Origin of the sequence: Inquilinus limosus (assembly GCF_051487185.1) — a bacterium.
GTDB classification, from domain to species: Bacteria; Pseudomonadota; Alphaproteobacteria; order DSM-16000; family Inquilinaceae; genus Inquilinus; species Inquilinus limosus_F.
This window is the reverse complement of the sequence record NZ_JAHVDK010000003.1, coordinates 1-17,140: the sequence shown is the minus strand read 5'-3', so window position 1 is coordinate 17,140 and position 17,140 is coordinate 1. Positions and strand designations below refer to the sequence as shown.

Here is a 17,140-nt window from a genome sequence, read left to right as displayed (position 1 = left end):
TACAAGAACATAGCCGCCATGGGCCGGGCAAGAGGAAACCCCTTCGCGCGCCGCCGCGCCCGGCTATAGTCGGGGCGAAACGACCGAGGTTCGCATTGTGACCGCCACCATCATCGCCCCGGAGCCGCCGCGCCAGGACTCGGTGCTCGACCTGATCCGGCAGTCGGACGCCCTGATGGCGAGCCTGTACCCGGCCGAGAGCAACCACATGCTCGACATCTCTTCGCTGGAGCGGCCGGAGGTGCGCTTCTTCGTGGCCCGGCGGGAAGGCCGGGTGGTCGGCTGCGGCGCCCTGCGGGTCGGGACCGGCGGGCAGGCCGAGCTGAAGCGGATGTTCGTCGACCCTGCGGCCCGGGGCCTGAAAGTGGGCCGCGACCTGCTGGCCCGGATCGAGGATGAGGCCCGCACCCTCGGCGTCCGGCTGATCCAGCTCGAGACCGGCATCCACCAGCCCGAGGCGATCGGCCTCTACCGCCGCTTCGGTTACCGGGACCGGGGCCCGTTCGGCGACTACGGCCCAGACCCGCTCAGCCTGTTCATGGAAAAGGAGCTGGGCTGACGTCCCGGCGATCGGCCGCCGGGGCGCCAGCCCGGGTTCAGTTCACTCCGCCGGGGCGCCCGGGGGCGTCGAAGCCGCGGCGGCCGAGGCCTCTGGCTCGGTCACGAAGCGGCCGATCAGGCCGCCGATGACGCCGCCGATCACCGGCGCGACGATGAACAGCCAGAGCTGCGCCAGCGCCCAGCCGCCGACGAACACCGCGGGCCCCAGGCTGCGGGCCGGGTTGACCGAGGTGTTGGTGACCGGGATCGAGATCAGGTGGATCAGGGTCAGCGCCAGGCCGATCGCCAGCGGCGCGAAGGGCGCCGTCGCCGGGCTGCCGGTGACGCCGACGATCACCACCAGGAACAGCGCGGTCAGCACCACCTCGGTGATCAGCCCGGCGGTCAGGCCGTAGCCGCCGGGCGAATGCTCGGCATAGCCGTTGGCGGCGAGCCCCTTGGCGAGGTCGTAGCCGCCGGACACATCGGACGCGATGAGATAGACGACGCCCGAGGCGATGATGGCGCCGACGGCCTGGGCGATGATGTAGGGCACGAGATCGGACACCGGCGTGCGGCCGGCGGCGACCAGCCCGGCCGTGACCGCCGGATTGAAGTGACCACCCGAAACGCGGCCGAGGGCATAGGCCCCGGTCACGACCGTCAGGCCGAAGGCCAGGGCGACGCCCTGAAAGCCGACATGCTGGCCGGCCAGGACCGCCGTGCCCGTGCCGCCGAGAACGAGCCAGAACGTCCCCAGCGCCTCGGCAAGGACTCGTTTGAACATGTGGTTCCCTCCATTCGACCTCCACTGCCGCTGGTGGCATGGAGGATCGAAGAACCAACATATAGTATTGTGTAATTGTGCGCAATAAAATGACTTTGAGCCAATGTTGATCTTTTGCCTCAAGATCGATTGCAATCGCCGGCGAGATGGATCGCGGCAAGACGGCCCGGCGGATACCAGCTGCGGAGTGTTTAGCCGCCGATCGTCCCCGCGGTTCCAATTTCCGCTATTTGTCAAATAAGATTCTGTGACCGGATGCCGAGAGATCCGCGCCGCCGGAATCTGTCGAGAGCGCCCGAAGACTGGATCGATATGGATCCCCGACCAGGATGACCTGAGACTTCAGGCCGGCCGACCGCGGCGAGGATCGTTTCCCTTCGAATGAAAGTCGATCAGATCGGCCATCCTGGTCCACCGATCATTTGCAGGGCAAAGGCTCGCGCTGGATTGCAGTCCGATGACGGGATCATTTCGGAACATTTACATTCCCGCGGGGTTGGTGCAGAGATTCGGGGGGACTGGAATCTATTCTCAACCCAGGTCGGAAAATCGCGTGCGGCCCTTCTCGGCCGACGCCGGACAGGCCAGGGCCTGCCTATGGCGGCGCCCCAAACCGGAGGTGTCGATGTCGCTCACGGTCACCTACAAGGACAACAAGCTCTCGCTGGTGGGAAAGGACGGGCGGACCCACGAGGTATCCGCGGCCCAGCAGCAGCAATGGCTGCAGACGCTGAACGGGCTGGCCCAGCAGCACGGCCTCAAGGACGCCCAGGAGCTGCTGAGCGAAGGCACCGTCCAGGTGCCCGAGTCCGGCGACTCGCAATGGCGCATGGGCGTGGAGGCCGGCATCGCGCCCAAGGACATCAACGCGGGCGTCGTCGCGCTGAACGACCACATCCCCAATCCGGATCTGATCCACGCCTACCACCAGGGGGACCTGACTCCCGACTTCATCATGCTTCCGGTCCCGCCGGAAGCCGGGCCGGGCCCGGAGACGCCGGCCGGCCCCAAGCCCGACACCTCGACGCCCCAGAAATTCGGAGCCAGCCTCCTGGACGCGCCGAACCAGGAGACGCGCAACACGTGGATCAATGACTACGTCAAGAATCCCGAGACCTCGTTCGATGACGTGAAGCAGCTTCTGTCGCTGGATTACGGCAAGGACAGCGACGTCAACCGGAAGCAGATCATCCGCGCCTATGTCGACAAGGTCGCGGGGAACGATCGCAACAAGCAGACCCAGGCTCTCAAGGACTTGGCCCAGGTCGACTGGAAGCTGGGCAACGGCCAGAGCATCGACGTCGAGGTCGACAAGCAGGTTCTGGCGGTGGCGAGGGACCTCTGCATCTCGCCGAACGATCTGCCTCTCAACCCGGGCGCCAAGCCCAACTGAGCAGACCGACGGAAAGCGGCCCGGCCGAACGGATCGGCCGGGCCGGAGTTGGGTCTGTAGGATCGGCGCGTGAAAGAAGGGCCGGACGGTGCGCCCGCGCCGCCCGGCCCGGTCGCGTATCAGGCCCCCCTACCGGGCGCCCTCATGCGCGATGGTGTAGCGCTGATGCGCGTTGCTGGTGGTCGCCGAGGCCAGCTGCCGCCAGGCGTGCAGCGCGTCGTCATAACTGTCGAAGGGACCCTGTAGGCTTTCGGTGCCGTCGATCAGCCGGTCGAAGCGGGTGTCGGCGTATTCGCCGCCGATGATCCAGAAGCGGTTCGGTCGGGTGGTCATGGTCCTGTCCTCCGTTCGGGCGCAGACGATCAGTGGAACTGGGCGGCTTCGGTCGACTCGCCGAGCGCGGTGGTCGAGGCCTTGCCGCCGGAGATGGCGAGGCTGACGGCGTCGAAATAGCCGGTGCCGACCTCGCGCTGGTGCTTGGTCGCGGTGTAGCCCTGGGCCTCGGCCGCGAACTCCGCCTGCTGCAGCTCGGAATAGGCGGCCATCTGCCGGTCCTTGTAGCCGCGCGCCAGCTCGAAGGTGGCGTAGTTCAGGCTGTGGAAGCCGGCCAGGGTGATGAACTGGAACTTGTAGCCCATCGCGCCCAGCTCGCGCTGGAACTTGGCAATGGTGGCGTCGTCGAGATTGGCCTTCCAGTTGAAGCTGGGTGAGCAGTTGTAGGCCAGGCGCTTGCCCGGGAACTGCTTGTGGATGCCCTCGGCGAAGCGCTTGGCCTGGCCGAGATCGGGCTTCGACGTCTCCATCCACAGGAGGTCGGCATAGGGCGCGAAGGCCAGGCCGCGGGCGATGCAGTATTCCATCCGGTTCTCGGGCTTGATCGGATGGAAGCCCTCCTCCGTGCGCGTCCCGCGGTCGATGAAGGGATGGTCGCGCTCGTCGACGTCGGTGGTGATCAGCTTCGCGCTCTCCGCATCGGTGCGGGCGATCAGCACGGTCGGCACGTCCATCACGTCGGCGGCGAGGCGCGCGGCGTTGAGGGTGCGGATGAAGCTGCGGATCGGCACCAGCACCTTGCCGCCGAGATGGCCGCACTTCTTCTCCGAGGCCAGCTGGTCCTCGAAATGCACGCCGGCGGCGCCGGCCTCGATCATCGCCTTCATCAGCTCGAAAGCGTTCAGCGGCCCGCCGAAGCCGGCCTCGGCATCGGCCACGATCGGCGCGAACCAGTGGCGCTTGGCGCCGCCTTCCGCATGCTCGATCTGGTCGGCGCGCTGCAGCGTGCGGTTGATCCGGCGCACCGCCTCCGGCACCGAATTGGCCGGATACAGGCTCTGGTCCGGATACATCTGCCCGGCGGTGTTGGCGTCGGCCGCGACCTGCCAGCCGGAGAGGTAGATCGCCTCCAGCCCGGCGCGAACCTGCTGCATCGCCTGGGTGCCGTTGGTAGCGCCGAGCGCGTTGACGAAGTCGCGCTTGTCCATCAGCTCCCACAGCCGCTCGGCGCCCAGCCGGGCCAGCGTGTGCTCGATCCGGACCGATCCGCGCAGCCGCTCGACATCGGCCGGGGTGTAGTCCCGGACGATGCCGTCGAAGCGGCCGGCCAGGCTTCGGGTCGGGGTCGGGGAGTCGAGGGGAGCCATACTGTAAATCCTTTTCAAGTCCGTCGCGGCGGCGCGTCATGTTGCGCTGCGAAGATGAGAAGGATGTTGGGTCGCGCTCTGCCCAGCGTCAACGCGGCGTTGAGCGTGAAAGGGAAAGCTTGTAAAGTTTGTTGATGTCGATTTTGTAAATCGGAGAATATCCATGGCCGCGCGCAAGGCGATGCTGGGGCACAAGATCCGGCGGCTGCGGCGCGATCGCGAGGTCACGCAGGCGCAGCTCGCCGAACGGCTGGGCATCTCCGCCTCCTATCTCAACCTGATCGAGAGCAACCAGCGGCCGGTGACGGTCGAGATCCTGCTGAAGCTGGGCCAGATCTTCGACCTCGACCTCGCGACCTTCGCCGAGGATGAGGGCGAGCGGCTGGTCGGAGGCCTCTCCGAGGTGTTCGGCGATCCGCTCTTCGCCACGCCGCGGCCGGGCACCGCCGGGCTGAAGCGGCAGGACATCATCGACCTGGCCGCCCAGGCTCCGGCCGCGGCCGAGGCGGTGCTGGCCCTGTACCAGGCCTATCGCGAGGGGCGGGAGACGCTGCGGCTTCTGGCCGAGCAGCAATCGGCGCCGGACATCGCCGAGGGTTCCTCACCACTGGACGAGGTGCGCGACTGGGTGCAGGCGCACGGCCATCATTTCCCGGAGCTGGAGACGGCGGCGGAGGAGATCTGGCAAGCCGGCGCGATCGAGCCCGGGGCCCTATTCCCCGGGCTGATCCGGTATCTCGACGAGGAGCTGACGCTGCGGGTCAAGGTGATGCCGGTCGAGGTGATGGGGCCGGTGCGCCGCCGCTACGACCGGCACGGCCGCCGAATTCTCCTATCCGAGATGCTGCCCCTGCCCAGCCGCAGCTTCCAGCTGGCGGTGCAGATCGCGCTGATCAAGTACCGGGCCCTCTTGGACGAGATGGTGGCGCCGGTCGGCTTCTCCGGCCCGGAGGCGTCGCGCCTCGGCCGCATCGTGCTGGCCAACTATCTGGCCGGGGCGGTGATGATGCCGTATGACAGGTTCTGGCGGGCGGCGACGGCGCTGCGCTACGACATCGAGGTGCTGCAGAGCCGGTTCGAGGCTTCGTTCGAGCAGGTCTGCGTCCGCCTGACCACGCTGCAGCGCCAGGGCGCCAAGGGCGTGCCCTTCTTCCTGATCCGCAGCGACAAGGCCGGCAACGTGTCCAAGCGCCTGGGCGCCACCAACTCCGCCTTCGCCCGCATGGGCGGCGCCTGCCCGTTGTGGATCCTGCCCGACGCCTTCCGCTCGCCCGGGCGGATCCAGACCCAGGTGGCGGAGCTGCCGGACGGCAGCCGCTGGTTCACCATCGCCCGCACCGTGTCCAAGCCGGGCGCCGGCTTCCGCGCGCCGGGGCAGAGCTTCGCCCTGGCGCTGGGCTGCGAGATCGCCCATGCGGCGCAGCTGGTCTATGCCGACGGCATCGATCTCGCCTCCGACGAGGCGGCGGCGCCGATCGGGCTGCATTGCCGGCTGTGCGAGCGGCCGGATTGCGACCAGCGTGCCTTCCCGCCGCTGAACCACGTGCTGTCGGTGGACGAGAATTTGCGCGGTGCCACGCCCTATCAGTTCACCCCGGCGGCGTAGAAAACTTGTCTTCGATCAACAAAGCTGCTTGCGAATATTGGGATATCGCGATCAAACTGCCGGGCGAATGTCACAATCCCGGAGGGGCGACCCATGGCTCACAAATTTGTCATCTACAAGGACAAGGCCGGCGAGTACCGGGTGCAGTTCAAGTACAACTCCGAGGTGATCTTCTCGACCGAGGGCTACGCCAGCAAGGCCTCGGCCAAGAACGCCATCGAGTCGATCAAGAAGAACGGCCCCGAGGCCCAGACCGAGGACAACAGCGCCGCCTGACCACGGCTGCCGGGCGGGCGGGGGCCCGCCCGGCACTCGACCTCGCGGCGATCGACTAGGAACCGTCATCTTCTTCGCTCTAGACTGCGGCGTCCCAGCCGCAGGAGCGCCGCATGACCGATCGCCTGACCCGCCGCACCACCTTGAAGGCGGGTGTCGCCGCCGCCGCGATCGGCCTGGCGCCTGCCCCGCTGCGGGCCGCGGCGCCGAAGCTGACGCTGCGGGTCTTGGAGACGACGGACCTGCACGTCGCCGTCTTCCCCTACGACTACTATCGCGACAAGGGCGACGACACGATGGGCCTGGCCCGCACCGCCGCGGTGCTGGCGGCCGCCCGGGCCGAGGCCACCAATGTCCTGCTGTTCGACAACGGCGACGTGATCCAGGGCAACCCGATGGGCGACTACATGGCCTATCAGCGCGGCCTGGAGAACGGCGCGGTGCACCCGATCGTCAAGGCCATGAACCTGCTGGGCTACGACTGCGGGACCATGGGCAATCACGAGTTCAACTACGGGCTCGACTATCTCGGCAAGGCGATGATGCAGGGCGCCGATTTCCCGCTGGTCTGCGCCAACCTGCTGAAGACCGACGGCAGCCCCTATTTGCCGCCCTTCAAGATCCTGGAGCGCAATCTGAAGGATGAGTCCGGCGCCACGGTGCCGGTGAAGATCGGCGTCATCGGCTTCGTCCCGCCACAGATCATGCAGTGGGACCAGGGCCATCTCGAAGGCCATGTCACGACCACCGACATCGTCGACGCCGCCCGCAAATTCGTGCCCGAGCTGCGCAAGGAAGGGGCCGAGCTGGTGGTGGCGCTGTGCCATTCCGGCATCGCCGGCGGTCCCCGCGCGGGCGGCGAGGAGAACGCGGCCCTGTTCCTGGCCGAGGTGCCGGGCATCGACGTGATCCTGACCGGCCACCAGCACCGGGTCTTCCCCGGCCCGGACTTCGCCGGCATCGACGGCGTCGACGCCGAGCGCGGGACGCTGCACGGCATCCCGGCGGTGATGGCCGGATTCTGGGGCAGCCATCTCGGTATCATCGACCTGGAGCTGGAGCGCGACGGCGCCGCATGGAAGGTCGCGGCGTTCAAATCCGAGGCCCGGCCGATCTACGAGCGCCGCGACCGCAAGGTGGTGCCGCTGGTCGAATCGCGGCCGGAGATCCTCGCGGCGGCGCAGGCGGAGCACGACGCCACCCTCGCCTATGTCCGCCAGCCGGTCGGCGAGATCACGGCGCCGATCACCAGCTACTTCGCCCTGGTGGCGGACGACCCGTCGGTGCAGATCGTCAGCCAGGCCCAGCTCTGGTACGTCGCGCCGCTGCTGGCCGGCACCCCCGCGGCGGGGTTGCCGCTGCTCTCCGCCGCCGCGCCGTTCAAGGCCGGCGGCCGCGGCGGGCCCGACTACTACACCAGCGTCCCGGCCGGGCCGATCGCGATCAAGAACGTCGCCGACCTCTATCTCTACCCGAACACGGTGCGGGCGGTGCGCGTCTCCGGCGCCATCGTGCGCGAATGGCTGGAGCGGTCGGCCGGCATCTTCAACCGCATCGACCCGGCGAAGGCCGAGGAGCAGCCGCTGATCGACCCGTCCTTCCCGTCCTACAATTTCGACGTGATCGATGGCGTGACCTACAAGATCGACCTGACCCAGCCCTCGCGCTACGACGGCGACGGCAAGTTGGTGGCACCGGACGCCCATCGCATCGTCGACCTGCAGTTCCAGGGCAAGCCGATCGACGAAAGCCAAGAGTTCGTCGTCGTCACCAACAACTACCGCGCCGGGGGCGGCGGCAGCTTCCCGGGGCTGGACGGCAAGACCATCGTGGTCGAGGCGCCGGACACCAACCGCGACGTGCTGGTGCGCTTCATCCACGAGCAGGGCCGGATCAACCCGACCGCCGACGGCAATTGGAGCTTCGTGCCGCTGCCGAAGACTGTGGTGGTGACCTTCCCCGGCGCCCCAGCTGCCGCCCAGGCGGCGGTGCCGCCGGGTCTGACCATCGAGCAGCTCGGCGATGCCGGCGACGGTTTCGCCAAGTACCGGCTGGTGTTCGCGGGGTAGAGGGAACGCCCCGGAAGAACCGACCCGAGCAAAGCTCACCCCCTTATTGTCATTGCCGGGCTTGACCCCGGCAATCCAGAAGATGTCGACAGACTCTGGATGCCCGGGTCAAGCCCGGGCATGACAGATTAGTTCAGTTTTTGTCCAAATCGACTAATGAGCGCGCCTCAAGGCCAGAAGCGCTTCAGTCGCCGCCTCACCTTCGTCAAGTTCCACGAACGGTCCCGCCCGACGCTGATCGATCAGCAGTCGGAGGGCCTGGAGCTCTGCGTCACGCATCTCGTTGTCGCGCCGCAGCATGTCGAGCCGGCGCTGGAGCACCGCGCTGAGGCTCGGTATTGCCCGCTGTCGACCAAGCCGCGTGCAAGGGCTTCCTGATCATCGGTCAGCGTGATCGAGATCTTGACTGTCATGGTCGCCTCCTGCCTCCTTACTTTATCAGATGGCAGCGGATCCAAGGCGTACCGTCAATCCGCATGCACCTGCACCGCCGGCCCGCTGCCGCCGGCCTTGGGCTTGCGCAGCAGGAGCAGCAGAGGGATCGCCGCGATCGCCAGCACCATCAGGAGCTTGAAGTCGTCGATATAAGCGATCAGCGCCGCCTGCTGGTTGACCAGCTGGTCGAGGATCGCCCGGCCGGTCACGGTGCCAGGGGACATCATCTCCGGCAGCTGCCGCACCGCCGGGCTGAAGGCGGTGACGTGCTCGCCCAGCAGCTGGTGGTTGGTCTGGATGTTGCGGGTCAGCAGCGCGGTGACGATCGAGATGCCGATCGAGCTGCCGAGGTTGCGCGACACGCTGTAGATGCCGGCACCCTCGTCCAGATAGAGCCGCGGCAGGGTCGAGAAGGCCATGGTCGAGAGCGGCACGAAGACGAGGCCGAGGCCGGCGCCCTGCACCAGCCCGTCGAGCATGAACTCGGTCGCGGAGATGTCGAGGTTGTAGCCCGTCATCCGCCACAGCGAGCCGATGATCATGCCGAGGCCGATCAGCAGCAGGAGGCGGGTGTCGACCTTCCCGATCAGCCGGCCGACCGCCATCATCGCCACCATGGTACCGATGCCGCGCGGGCCCATCACGAGGCCGGCCGTGACCACCGGATAGCCCAGCATGGTCTGCAGGAACGGCGTCGCCAGGGCCATGATCGAGTAGTAGAGCGACCCGACGATCGCCATCACCACCATGGCGACCACGAAGTTGCGGTCGGTGAACAGCGCGGGACGGACGAAGGGCGCCTCCGCCGTCAGCAGATGCACGACGAAGAGGTAGAAGCCGAGCGCCGCCAGCACCAGCTCGATGATGATCTCGAGCGAGTTGAACCAGTCCTGGTCCTGGCCGCGGTCGAGCATCATCTGCAGCGCGCCGATGCCGAGGCTGAGAAAGAAGAAGCCGAGCCAGTCGAAGCGCTTGGCCGCCTGCCGGCCGCTGTCCGACATGAAGATCAGCATGCCGGCCAGCGCCAGGGCGCCGATCGGCACGTTGATGTAGAACACCCAGCGCCAGGAGTAGTGATCGGTCAGCCAGCCACCGAGCACGGGGCCGAGGATCGGCCCGACCATGACGCCGACGCCCCAGATCGCCATGGCCTGGCCGCGCCGCTCCGGCGGGTTGATGTCGATCACCGTGGCCTGGGACAGCGGCACCAGCGGCGCGCCGAACACGCCCTGCAGCAGCCGGAAGCCGACGATCTCGGTGACGTTCTGGGCCAGGCCGCACAGCACCGAGGCGACGACGAAGCCGATCACCGAGACGATGAACAGGTTCTTGCGGCCGATCCGGCTGACCAGGGCGCCGGTGACCGGCGTCATGATCGCCGCGGCGACGATGTAGGAGGTCAGGACCCAGTTGATCTGGTCCTGGTTGGCGCCGAGATTGCCCTGCATGTAGGGCAGGGCGATGTTGGCGATGGTGGTGTCCAGCGCCTGCATGATGGTCGCCAGCATCACGCAGACCGTGATCATGCCCCGGTAGGGGACGGATTCGCCGGGTGCCGCCATGTCACTGCGCTCCGAACGCCGTGCCTCCGAGGAAGGGCAGGCCGCGCGCATGGCCGGTGTCGATCGCGACCTCGGTGCTCATGCCCGCGCGCAGCTGCGGCTTGCCTTCGGTGTCGACGAGGATGCGGACCGGGATGCGCTGGGTGACCTTGACCCAGTTGCCGCTGGAGTTCTGCGGCGGCAGCAGCGAGAACTCGGCGCCGCTGGCCGGGCTGAGGCTGTCGACGCGGCCGTCCCAGGTGACGCCCGGATAGGTGTCGACCGTGACCTCGACCGGCTGGCCCACCTTGACGTTGGTCAGGTCGGTCTCGTTCAGATTGGCGTCGATCCAGACCTTGTCGGTGCGCACCAGAGCCAGCACCGGCGAGCCGGCGGTGACATAGGCGCCGGGCAGCACCGCGTCGGCCTTGGCGGCGATGCCGGGGAACGGCGCCTTGACCTGGGTGTGGTCGAGGTCGAGCTGCGCCTGGTCGCGCCGCGCCTCGGCCTGTCGGTAGGGCGGGTAGTCGTCCAGCGTCAGGTCGGGGTTGCCGCCCAGCTTGGCCAGGGTCATGCCGATCTGCGACTGCGCGACCTCGACATTGCTGCGGGCCACGTCGAGCGCCTGGCGGGCATCGTCGAGCTGCGACTGCGAGGCGTTGCCGTTCTTCGCCAGCGCGGCGATGCGGTCGTAATCCTTCTGCCGGTAGTCCTGGGTGGTGCGGGCCTGGTCCAGCGTCGCCTGCTGCTCCACCAGATTGGCCTTGATGCCCTGGAAGTCGAACGCGGCCTGGCGCATGTCGGCCTCGGCCTGCTCCAGCGCGTAGCGCGGCGCCCGGTCGTCGATCCGGAACAGCACCTGGCCGGCCTGGACCGGCTGGTTGGTCGCGACGTCGACCGCGACCAGCCGGCCCGAGATCTCGGGCGCGATCGACACCGTGTCGGCATGGACATAGGCGTTGTCGGTCTCGGCGTAGCGGCCGCCCATGGCGTAGAGGGCGAGCCCACCGACGGCGATCAGCAGCGGCACCCCGACCAGCAGCACCAGGCGCAGGCCGCGCCGGCGCGGCCTGGCCGGCGGCGTCTCGCTGGCCTGCTGCGAAGGCTTCAGGGTCGTGTCGTTGCTTCCGTCTGGCATCTCAGCCCCGCCTGGCGGCATCGGCCGCCGGTTCGTCCGTCTCGGAGGTCAGCCTGGTCTTCAGCGTCTGCAGGTCGCCGATCAGCCGGGCCATCACCTCGGCCGGCAGCCGGGCGCTGGTGTCCTCCTGCCATTGTTCGATCACCGTCTCGAGCTGCTCGACGATCGGCCGCGCCGGCGGCAGCAGATGCAGCGCATGGGCGCGCCGGTCGCGCGGGTCGCGCCGGCGCTCGACCCAGCCGCGCTTCTCCATCCGGTCGAGCAGGCCGGTGACGGTCATCTTCTCGACGTCGAGCAGCTCCGCCAGCCGCGCCTGGGTGATGCCGGGATTGCGGTCGATGAAGAGCAGCACCCGGTATTGCGGCCGGGTGAGGTCCAGACCGGCCGCGCGCACCCGCTCCTCGAAGCGGCGGCGCAGCAGCTGATCGAGGTCCTTGATCAGGGTGTAGAGGCTGACGAGAGGCTTGGTCTCGCTCATCTATGAAGCGACCTGACTGTAATCTGCCTTACTATATGGTCACTGACCGACCCTCGCAAATGACGGACCTATCGCCGCAGCGCGGGCCTGCCGATAGGAATTCGCGCAGCAGGGCGGATCAGACTATCAGCGCAGCCAGACCCGGGCGGTGGCGGTGGCGCCGGTGGCGTCGATCACGGTGATCTGCGCCGCGCCCGGCCCAGGCGGCGTCCAGTCGGCGTCGCGCTTCAAGGGCGAGGACGGGATCGGCCGGCCGTCGACCATCCACAGGAACGGCCGGCGGCCGCCGGTGGCGACGAGGGAGAGCGAGCCGAAGCGGTCGCCTTCCCGCGGCCGCTCCACCGCCGCGCCATCGGCCGGGAAGGCGATGGCCAGTGGCTCGATCCCGGCCAGCGACGGCAGCGGCGCCACCGCGACCGGGCCGGCGGGCAGCCGCTTCAGCCTTGGCGGCAGGTCCTCCGCCCGCAGCACCGGCGTGCCGGCGGGCGCCGGGCCGACCACGTCGCGGGCCGGCGGCGGCAGCAGGGCGAAGGCGCGGAACAGCAGCGGCGCCGCGGTGTTGCGGCCGAAGCGGTCGGGGCTGGGCGACCCGTCCGGCCGGCCGACCCAGACGCCGATCGTGTGCCCGGCGTCGAAGCCGATCGCCCAGGCGTCGCGGAAGCCGTAGGAGGTGCCGGTCTTGAAGGCGATGCGGCGGCCGTCGCGCATCATGCCGGGGTCGGCCATGGCCACCGGAGGCGGCGCCGAGGCCAGGATTTCGGTGACGTACCACGCCGCCGACGGGTCGAGGATGCGCGGCCCGTCAGTGCCGGAGGGCGGGGCGTCGGCACGGAAGACGAGGTCGGGCACGGCGCCGCCGCGGGCGATGCCGGCATAGAGCCGGACGAGGTCGAGCAGCGTCATGCCACCGCCGCCCAGCGCCACGGCCAAGCTGGGCAGCGCCGTCGGGTCGTCGAATCGCAGCGGCGCGCCGGCCTGGCGCAGCCTGGCGGCGAAGCGGGCCGGGCCGACATGGTCCAGCAGCTGCACCGCCGGGATGTTCAGCGACCGCTGCAGCGCCTCGCGCACCGAGACCTCGCCGGAATAGCCGGGGTCGAAATTGGTCGGGGCGTAGTCGCCGAAGCGCATCGGCAGGTCCAGCACCACCGTCTCCGGCAGGATGATGCGGTCCTCGAAGCCCATGCCGAAGATGAAGGGCTTCAGCGCCGATCCGGGCGAGCGCACGGCGCGGGCGAGGTCCATCTGGCCGTCGCGCCGCTCCTCGAAGAAGGTGCCGGAGCCGATATAGCCGACCACCCGGCCGGTGGCGTTCTCCACCGCCACCACGGCGATGTTGCTGCTGGCGTCGAGGCCGCGCAGCGAGCGCTGCGCCAGCTCCTCCAGCCCCGCCTGCAGCCGGCCGTCGATGGTGCTGCGCATCACCTCCCGGCCGCGATCCTCCGCCGCCAGCCGCTCGGCCAGATGCGGCGCCCGGAACGGCAGCGCCAGCCGGACGGAAGGCGTCGGCTGCTCCGTCGCCTCGCGCGCCGCCTCTGGGTCCAGCGCCCCGGCGGCGGCGACGCGCAGCAGCACCCGGTCGCGCGCCGCCCGCGCCGCCTGCGGGAAGCGGTCGGGGCGCAGCTTCGTCGGCGATTGCGGCAGCGCCACCAGGAGGGCCGCCTCGCCCGGGGTCAGCAGCTTCGGCTCCTTGCCGAAATAGGCCAGCGAGGCGGCGCGCACGCCTTCGAGATTGCCGCCGAACGGCGCCAGGGTCAGGTAGATGCCGAGGATCTGGTCCTTCGAATAGTGCGCCTCGAGCTGCAGCGCCCGCGCCATCTCGATCAGCTTCGAGCCGAGGGTGCGCGGCCGCGGCTCCAGGAGGCGCACCGCCTGCATGGTCAGGGTCGAGGCGCCGGAGACGACGCCGCCATGCCGGACCATCTGGCCGAAGGCGCGCGCGGTCGCCAGCGGGTCAACCCCGAGATGCCGGCGGAAGCGCTTGTCCTCATAGGCCTGCAGCAGAGCGAGGTAGAGCGGCGACACGTCCTCGACCGCCGCCTTCAGCCGCCAAGTGCCGTCGCGGGCGGTGAAGGCGCGCAGCAACTGCCCGTCCTTGTCCAGCACGATGGCGGAGCGGTCGAGATAGCGGTCGAGCACCGGCGGATAGCGGGCATCGAGCCACAGCGCGGCGCCGACGATCAGCGCGGCCAGGACGATGCACGCCCCCGCCCCGATCGCGATCCGCCGCCAGAGTCTCCGCATCCCGCCCATGGCGCCATTCTAGCGCAGCCGGTGGCGGATTGATGGCCGGAGCGAGAGGAGGCGGAGCCGCCCCCCTCACCCTCCCATTCGCTGCCGCGAATGGGCCCCTCCCTCTCCCCGAGGAGAGGGAAATACGAGCGGCGCCCATGACACCTCTCCCCAGGGGAGAGGTCGAAATCGCGGCACGCGATTTCGGGTGAGGGGGCGGCTCCGGCCCGAAGCCGTCATCCGGTGTCGGGTTCGTCCGGGTCTTCGGGGAAGATGTAGGGGTCGAGGCCGAGCGATCGGCGGAGGCGGTCGGCGGCCCGCATCGGGGGCTCGGCCTCGAGCAGGGCCGCGACGTCAGGCTCCTTGAGCCGGGCCTCGATCCCGGCCTTCAGCGCGGGGGCCTGGCCGGGCTCGGCGAGGTCGACCGGCTGCTGCATCAGCTTGACCAGCCGGGCCCAGCGCCGCGTCTTGGTCTCGGCGACGGTGCCGGTCAGCGGCGGCGGATAGGGCGGGTCCGACCAGTCGGCGGCCCGGCGGCGCCATTCGTCGGACAGCTCGAGGCCGCAGGCCAGCCCGGCGATGACCGAGCCGACCGGCCGGTCCTCGACCCGGTTCTCCTCGTCCTGGTAGAGCGCGTCGAGCCGCTCGTTCAGAGCGTCGGTGCGCTCCTCGGCCTTGTCGAGCTCCTCGGTCGACTGGCGGGGATCCCAGATCAGGTCGTAGAGGGCCTCGGTGACATGGTTGCGCTGGCGGGCGCGGCGGGCCTTGCGGTCGGCCCTGTCATGGGCGCAGAGCCGGTCGGCGGCGCGGGCGCGCAGCGCCAGGGCGCGCTGCACCGTGCCGGAGAAGCGGGTGAAGGCCAGGCCGGCCTCCTGCGCCTCGGCCCTGGCCGTCTCCACCGCGGCCTCGTCGGCCTTGGGCTCAGCGGCGCGGGCCTGGGCGGCGATGGCGCGGGCGCCTTCGGCCTCGACCATCCGCATGCCGAGCTCCGCGATCCGCGTGAGCATTCCAATCTGCTGCAGCGCGAGGCCGCGGCAATAGGCCGGGATGTCGAGATCTTCTGGCGCGCTTTCCATAGAACGAATAATGAACGAGGTTCGGGAGAGCGCGCAATGAACATTGTGCGGACAGCGCCCCTCCTGGACCGCCAAGGCGTCGCGCCTCGCGGCGAGAAGGGAGGTTGCAGGACTCTCCATAGCCGGGCATGCGTTCGGCACGGTGGAACACATGCTTTGGCAGACGCCCGACCGTCGTCCAAGGGCGGAAAGCGGTCATTCTGTCCGTTCAATAACAGGCAGATTTATGGGACGGGGCTACACATGCCATGCCAGATCGCAGAAAGCGGAACACCTGCTGCGTATTCAGCATAATGTCCATTCTCGAAATCGATGTCATATACGTGCACGCCGACGCTATGCTGTGCTGTGACAATGGTCAATTTTGGTTCGTAAGTTCCAATATACTTTCCAGCTTCGATCTGAGTATATATTATACGCTCACTTATAATTTCATCTGGATTCATATCGCCGCCGAATTTATATGTTACCATTCCGGATCGCATGTTTATAAGCTTCTTTGTCCCGACGCGACCGGACGACGAGTCGGTTTCGGTCCCCTTGCCGTCATACACCACTTTGCGCCATGAGTCCGGCTGACAAGACCATGCGGATGCAACGTGCCATTTCTCCGGGATGACATTCGAATTTTCGGGAAACCCTCTCGAAGGTGCACACGAAGCCATGGCTGTGCAAAGTATGACTAGTTGAATTCCAGCTATTTTCTGAAAACCTTCTGCATTATGCTTCATGGTATTTAACCTTCTCTCAAAATATCTGCTTCGAAAGACGCTCAAGGCACAGACAGACCTACTCGCTTATACTGCGACCTGCCGTACTGGCGCTATGGTTGGACGGCCGGAAAGGGCCGAAAGGCGGAAGTTGTGCCCGAGCGATTTTCGCTGGATTCCGGCCCCGAGGGCGCGTTCCATCCAGAGATGCTGCACGGAGGTTCAGGGCTCTCGTCGACGGCGACAAGGCCCCGGATGCGATCATCACGGTCTATGCCGACCACGTCCTGACCGCGTCGGACTTCGTGCTGTGATGGCCTGGGGCTCGGGCGCTCTATGGCCCCGAGCCCCTCACTGAGCCCGTTCTGCAAAGGGCGGAAAGTGGAAGTTGCGGGTGATAGTCTTCCGATCAACGCGTGTGGCGACTTGCGCGAAACATAGCACCTAGTCGGCCAGCTACAAATGCAATGACTGAGATAATTGCTGCCGCGCAAACTCCTAGCACAGCGACCCACGACGCGAAGATAGCCGCCAATCCAGAGTAATTCAAATTTCCTGTTTCGTTGTCAACATAGATGCCTTGCGGATTGTGCTGCATAGCTACCGCAACCGCGAGAGAGCCCGCAACAATTCCGGCCAACAGCCCGATCAGAACCGCCAACCGATAGACCATTGACTATCTCGCCCGCAGCAGAAAGGCCGATCAAGATTTCTCGCAGCAGTTCCTCGGCTGCTCGAATGCGCACATCATACTCGCTCTCCCAAAGGTCCGCATCGGGCCGCGTGCGGTCATGTCCGCTCTCTGGAGCCGAGTGCGCCGACCAAATACAAATACGATGACAGTGCACTTTGAGAATACGTTGAGAACGGTGACAGTGCACTTTTAGCGGACCGGAGTGGACCCTTGGAGTGGCCCCTGTCTCACCACAGGGGCCACTCCAGGCGGTGTCGCACGAGGCAGCGATCGACCAGTTGTTCGAACGCATGCGGTCGTCCGGTTCGGCCCCAACCCGACAAGCGATCAGTAATCCCAGAAGACCGGCACCCAGCGGAAGGCGTCGCCGGCGGCCGCTACCCGGCCGACGGACGGGAACGGCAGGTGGGTGGCCACCAGCAGCTCGCCGGTCCCCGCCAGCTCCCGCAACAGACGGGTCCGGACGCGGGCCGCCTCCTCGGGGTCATGCTCGAAGCCGTTGTACCACTCGGGGTGGTCGAACCCGAC

Annotated in this window: 14 protein-coding genes and 1 pseudogene; 6 read left to right on the top strand and 9 right to left on the bottom strand. The window is 67.8% G+C overall.

Going from position 1 to position 17,140, the window contains the following annotated elements; all coding sequences use genetic code 11:
* Positions 1 to 97: 97 nt before the first annotated feature.
* On the top strand, positions 98 to 559 hold the full coding sequence (locus tag KXR53_RS03640; protein WP_437373496.1) for a GNAT family N-acetyltransferase: 462 nt from the start codon (positions 98 to 100) through the stop codon (positions 557 to 559).
* A gap of 42 nt (positions 560 to 601) precedes the next feature.
* Here the strand turns inward: KXR53_RS03640 and aqpZ are convergent, their stop codons facing one another.
* Positions 602 to 1,327 carry an aquaporin Z gene (aqpZ, locus tag KXR53_RS03635; protein WP_437373494.1) on the bottom strand — a complete coding sequence of 242 codons (726 nt, stop codon included), beginning with the start codon at positions 1,325 to 1,327 and terminating at the stop codon, positions 602 to 604.
* Positions 1,328 to 1,952: 625 nt separating this feature from the next.
* Here aqpZ and KXR53_RS03630 point away from each other — a divergent pair.
* Positions 1,953 to 2,720: a hypothetical protein gene (locus KXR53_RS03630; protein ID WP_437373492.1), complete on the top strand. Its 768-nt coding sequence runs from the start codon at positions 1,953 to 1,955 to the stop codon at positions 2,718 to 2,720.
* 129 nt (positions 2,721 to 2,849) lie between these two features.
* Here KXR53_RS03630 and KXR53_RS03625 read toward each other — a convergent pair whose 3' ends face one another.
* Both KXR53_RS03625 and aceA read right to left on the bottom strand, forming a co-directional pair.
* Positions 2,850 to 3,053, bottom strand: a complete 204-nt coding sequence (locus KXR53_RS03625) for a DUF4170 domain-containing protein (protein WP_437373491.1) — start codon at positions 3,051 to 3,053, stop codon at positions 2,850 to 2,852.
* A gap of 29 nt (positions 3,054 to 3,082) precedes the next feature.
* Positions 3,083 to 4,360 (bottom strand): isocitrate lyase, encoded by a 1,278-nt coding sequence (aceA, locus tag KXR53_RS03620; protein WP_437373489.1) that lies wholly within the window; start codon positions 4,358 to 4,360, stop codon positions 3,083 to 3,085.
* Positions 4,361 to 4,523: 163 nt separating this feature from the next.
* Here aceA and KXR53_RS03615 point away from each other — a divergent pair, with 163 nt between their 5' ends.
* The 4 genes from KXR53_RS03615 to KXR53_RS03600 all read left to right on the top strand — a co-directional run bounded on the left by KXR53_RS03615 (position 4,524) and on the right by KXR53_RS03600 (position 8,689).
* Positions 4,524 to 5,966, top strand: coding sequence for a short-chain fatty acyl-CoA regulator family protein (locus KXR53_RS03615; protein ID WP_437373487.1), 1,443 nt, complete (start codon positions 4,524 to 4,526; stop codon positions 5,964 to 5,966).
* A 93-nt stretch (positions 5,967 to 6,059) separates the two neighbouring features.
* Positions 6,060 to 6,242: a YegP family protein gene (locus KXR53_RS03610; protein ID WP_437373485.1), complete on the top strand. Its 183-nt coding sequence runs from the start codon at positions 6,060 to 6,062 to the stop codon at positions 6,240 to 6,242.
* Positions 6,243 to 6,355: 113 nt separating this feature from the next.
* Complete coding sequence (locus KXR53_RS03605; RefSeq protein WP_437373483.1) at positions 6,356 to 8,311, top strand: bifunctional 2',3'-cyclic-nucleotide 2'-phosphodiesterase/3'-nucleotidase; 1,956 nt, start codon at positions 6,356 to 6,358, stop codon at positions 8,309 to 8,311.
* A gap of 156 nt (positions 8,312 to 8,467) precedes the next feature.
* Positions 8,468 to 8,689, top strand: a complete 222-nt coding sequence (locus KXR53_RS03600; protein ID WP_437373481.1) for a hypothetical protein — start codon at positions 8,468 to 8,470, stop codon at positions 8,687 to 8,689.
* A gap of 89 nt (positions 8,690 to 8,778) precedes the next feature.
* Here KXR53_RS03600 and KXR53_RS03595 read toward each other — a convergent pair whose 3' ends face one another.
* The 6 genes and pseudogenes from KXR53_RS03595 to KXR53_RS03570 all read right to left on the bottom strand — a co-directional run.
* Entirely contained in the window at positions 8,779 to 10,308 is a 1,530-nt protein-coding gene (locus KXR53_RS03595; protein ID WP_437373479.1) for a DHA2 family efflux MFS transporter permease subunit, read from the bottom strand.
* Between the two features lies 1 nt (position 10,309).
* Positions 10,310 to 11,425: an HlyD family secretion protein gene (locus KXR53_RS03590; protein WP_437373477.1), complete on the bottom strand. Its 1,116-nt coding sequence runs from the start codon at positions 11,423 to 11,425 to the stop codon at positions 10,310 to 10,312.
* Position 11,426: 1 nt separating this feature from the next.
* Entirely contained in the window at positions 11,427 to 11,903 is a 477-nt protein-coding gene (locus KXR53_RS03585) for a MarR family winged helix-turn-helix transcriptional regulator (RefSeq protein WP_437373475.1), read from the bottom strand.
* A gap of 126 nt (positions 11,904 to 12,029) precedes the next feature.
* Positions 12,030 to 14,153 (bottom strand): penicillin-binding protein 1C, encoded by a 2,124-nt coding sequence (gene pbpC / locus KXR53_RS03580; protein ID WP_437373473.1) that lies wholly within the window; start codon positions 14,151 to 14,153, stop codon positions 12,030 to 12,032.
* A 215-nt stretch (positions 14,154 to 14,368) separates the two neighbouring features.
* On the bottom strand, positions 14,369 to 15,139 hold the full coding sequence (locus KXR53_RS03575; protein ID WP_437373471.1) for a hypothetical protein: 771 nt from the start codon (positions 15,137 to 15,139) through the stop codon (positions 14,369 to 14,371).
* Positions 15,140 to 16,939: 1,800 nt separating this feature from the next.
* A pseudogene (locus KXR53_RS03570) lies at positions 16,940 to 17,140 on the bottom strand (MBL fold metallo-hydrolase); the annotation flags it as partial.

Excerpts from the sequence above, each read along its gene's own strand:
- aqpZ (WP_437373494.1), bottom strand. The coding sequence starts at position 1,327 with ATGTTCAAACGAGTCCTTGCCGAGGCGCTGGGGACGTTCTGGCTCGTT.
- KXR53_RS03630 (WP_437373492.1), top strand. The coding sequence starts at position 1,953 with ATGTCGCTCACGGTCACCTACAAGGACAACAAGCTCTCGCTGGTGGGA.
- KXR53_RS03625 (WP_437373491.1), bottom strand. The coding sequence starts at position 3,053 with ATGACCACCCGACCGAACCGCTTCTGGATCATCGGCGGCGAATACGCC.
- aceA (WP_437373489.1), bottom strand. The coding sequence starts at position 4,360 with ATGGCTCCCCTCGACTCCCCGACCCCGACCCGAAGCCTGGCCGGCCGC.
- KXR53_RS03615 (WP_437373487.1), top strand. The coding sequence starts at position 4,524 with ATGGCCGCGCGCAAGGCGATGCTGGGGCACAAGATCCGGCGGCTGCGG.
- KXR53_RS03610 (WP_437373485.1), top strand. The coding sequence starts at position 6,060 with ATGGCTCACAAATTTGTCATCTACAAGGACAAGGCCGGCGAGTACCGG.
- KXR53_RS03605 (WP_437373483.1), top strand. The coding sequence starts at position 6,356 with ATGACCGATCGCCTGACCCGCCGCACCACCTTGAAGGCGGGTGTCGCC.
- KXR53_RS03600 (WP_437373481.1), top strand. The coding sequence starts at position 8,468 with ATGAGCGCGCCTCAAGGCCAGAAGCGCTTCAGTCGCCGCCTCACCTTC.
- KXR53_RS03595 (WP_437373479.1), bottom strand. The coding sequence starts at position 10,308 with ATGGCGGCACCCGGCGAATCCGTCCCCTACCGGGGCATGATCACGGTC.
- KXR53_RS03590 (WP_437373477.1), bottom strand. The coding sequence starts at position 11,425 with ATGCCAGACGGAAGCAACGACACGACCCTGAAGCCTTCGCAGCAGGCC.
- KXR53_RS03585 (WP_437373475.1), bottom strand. The coding sequence starts at position 11,903 with ATGAGCGAGACCAAGCCTCTCGTCAGCCTCTACACCCTGATCAAGGAC.
- pbpC (WP_437373473.1), bottom strand. The coding sequence starts at position 14,153 with ATGGGCGGGATGCGGAGACTCTGGCGGCGGATCGCGATCGGGGCGGGG.
- KXR53_RS03575 (WP_437373471.1), bottom strand. The coding sequence starts at position 15,139 with ATGCTCACGCGGATCGCGGAGCTCGGCATGCGGATGGTCGAGGCCGAA.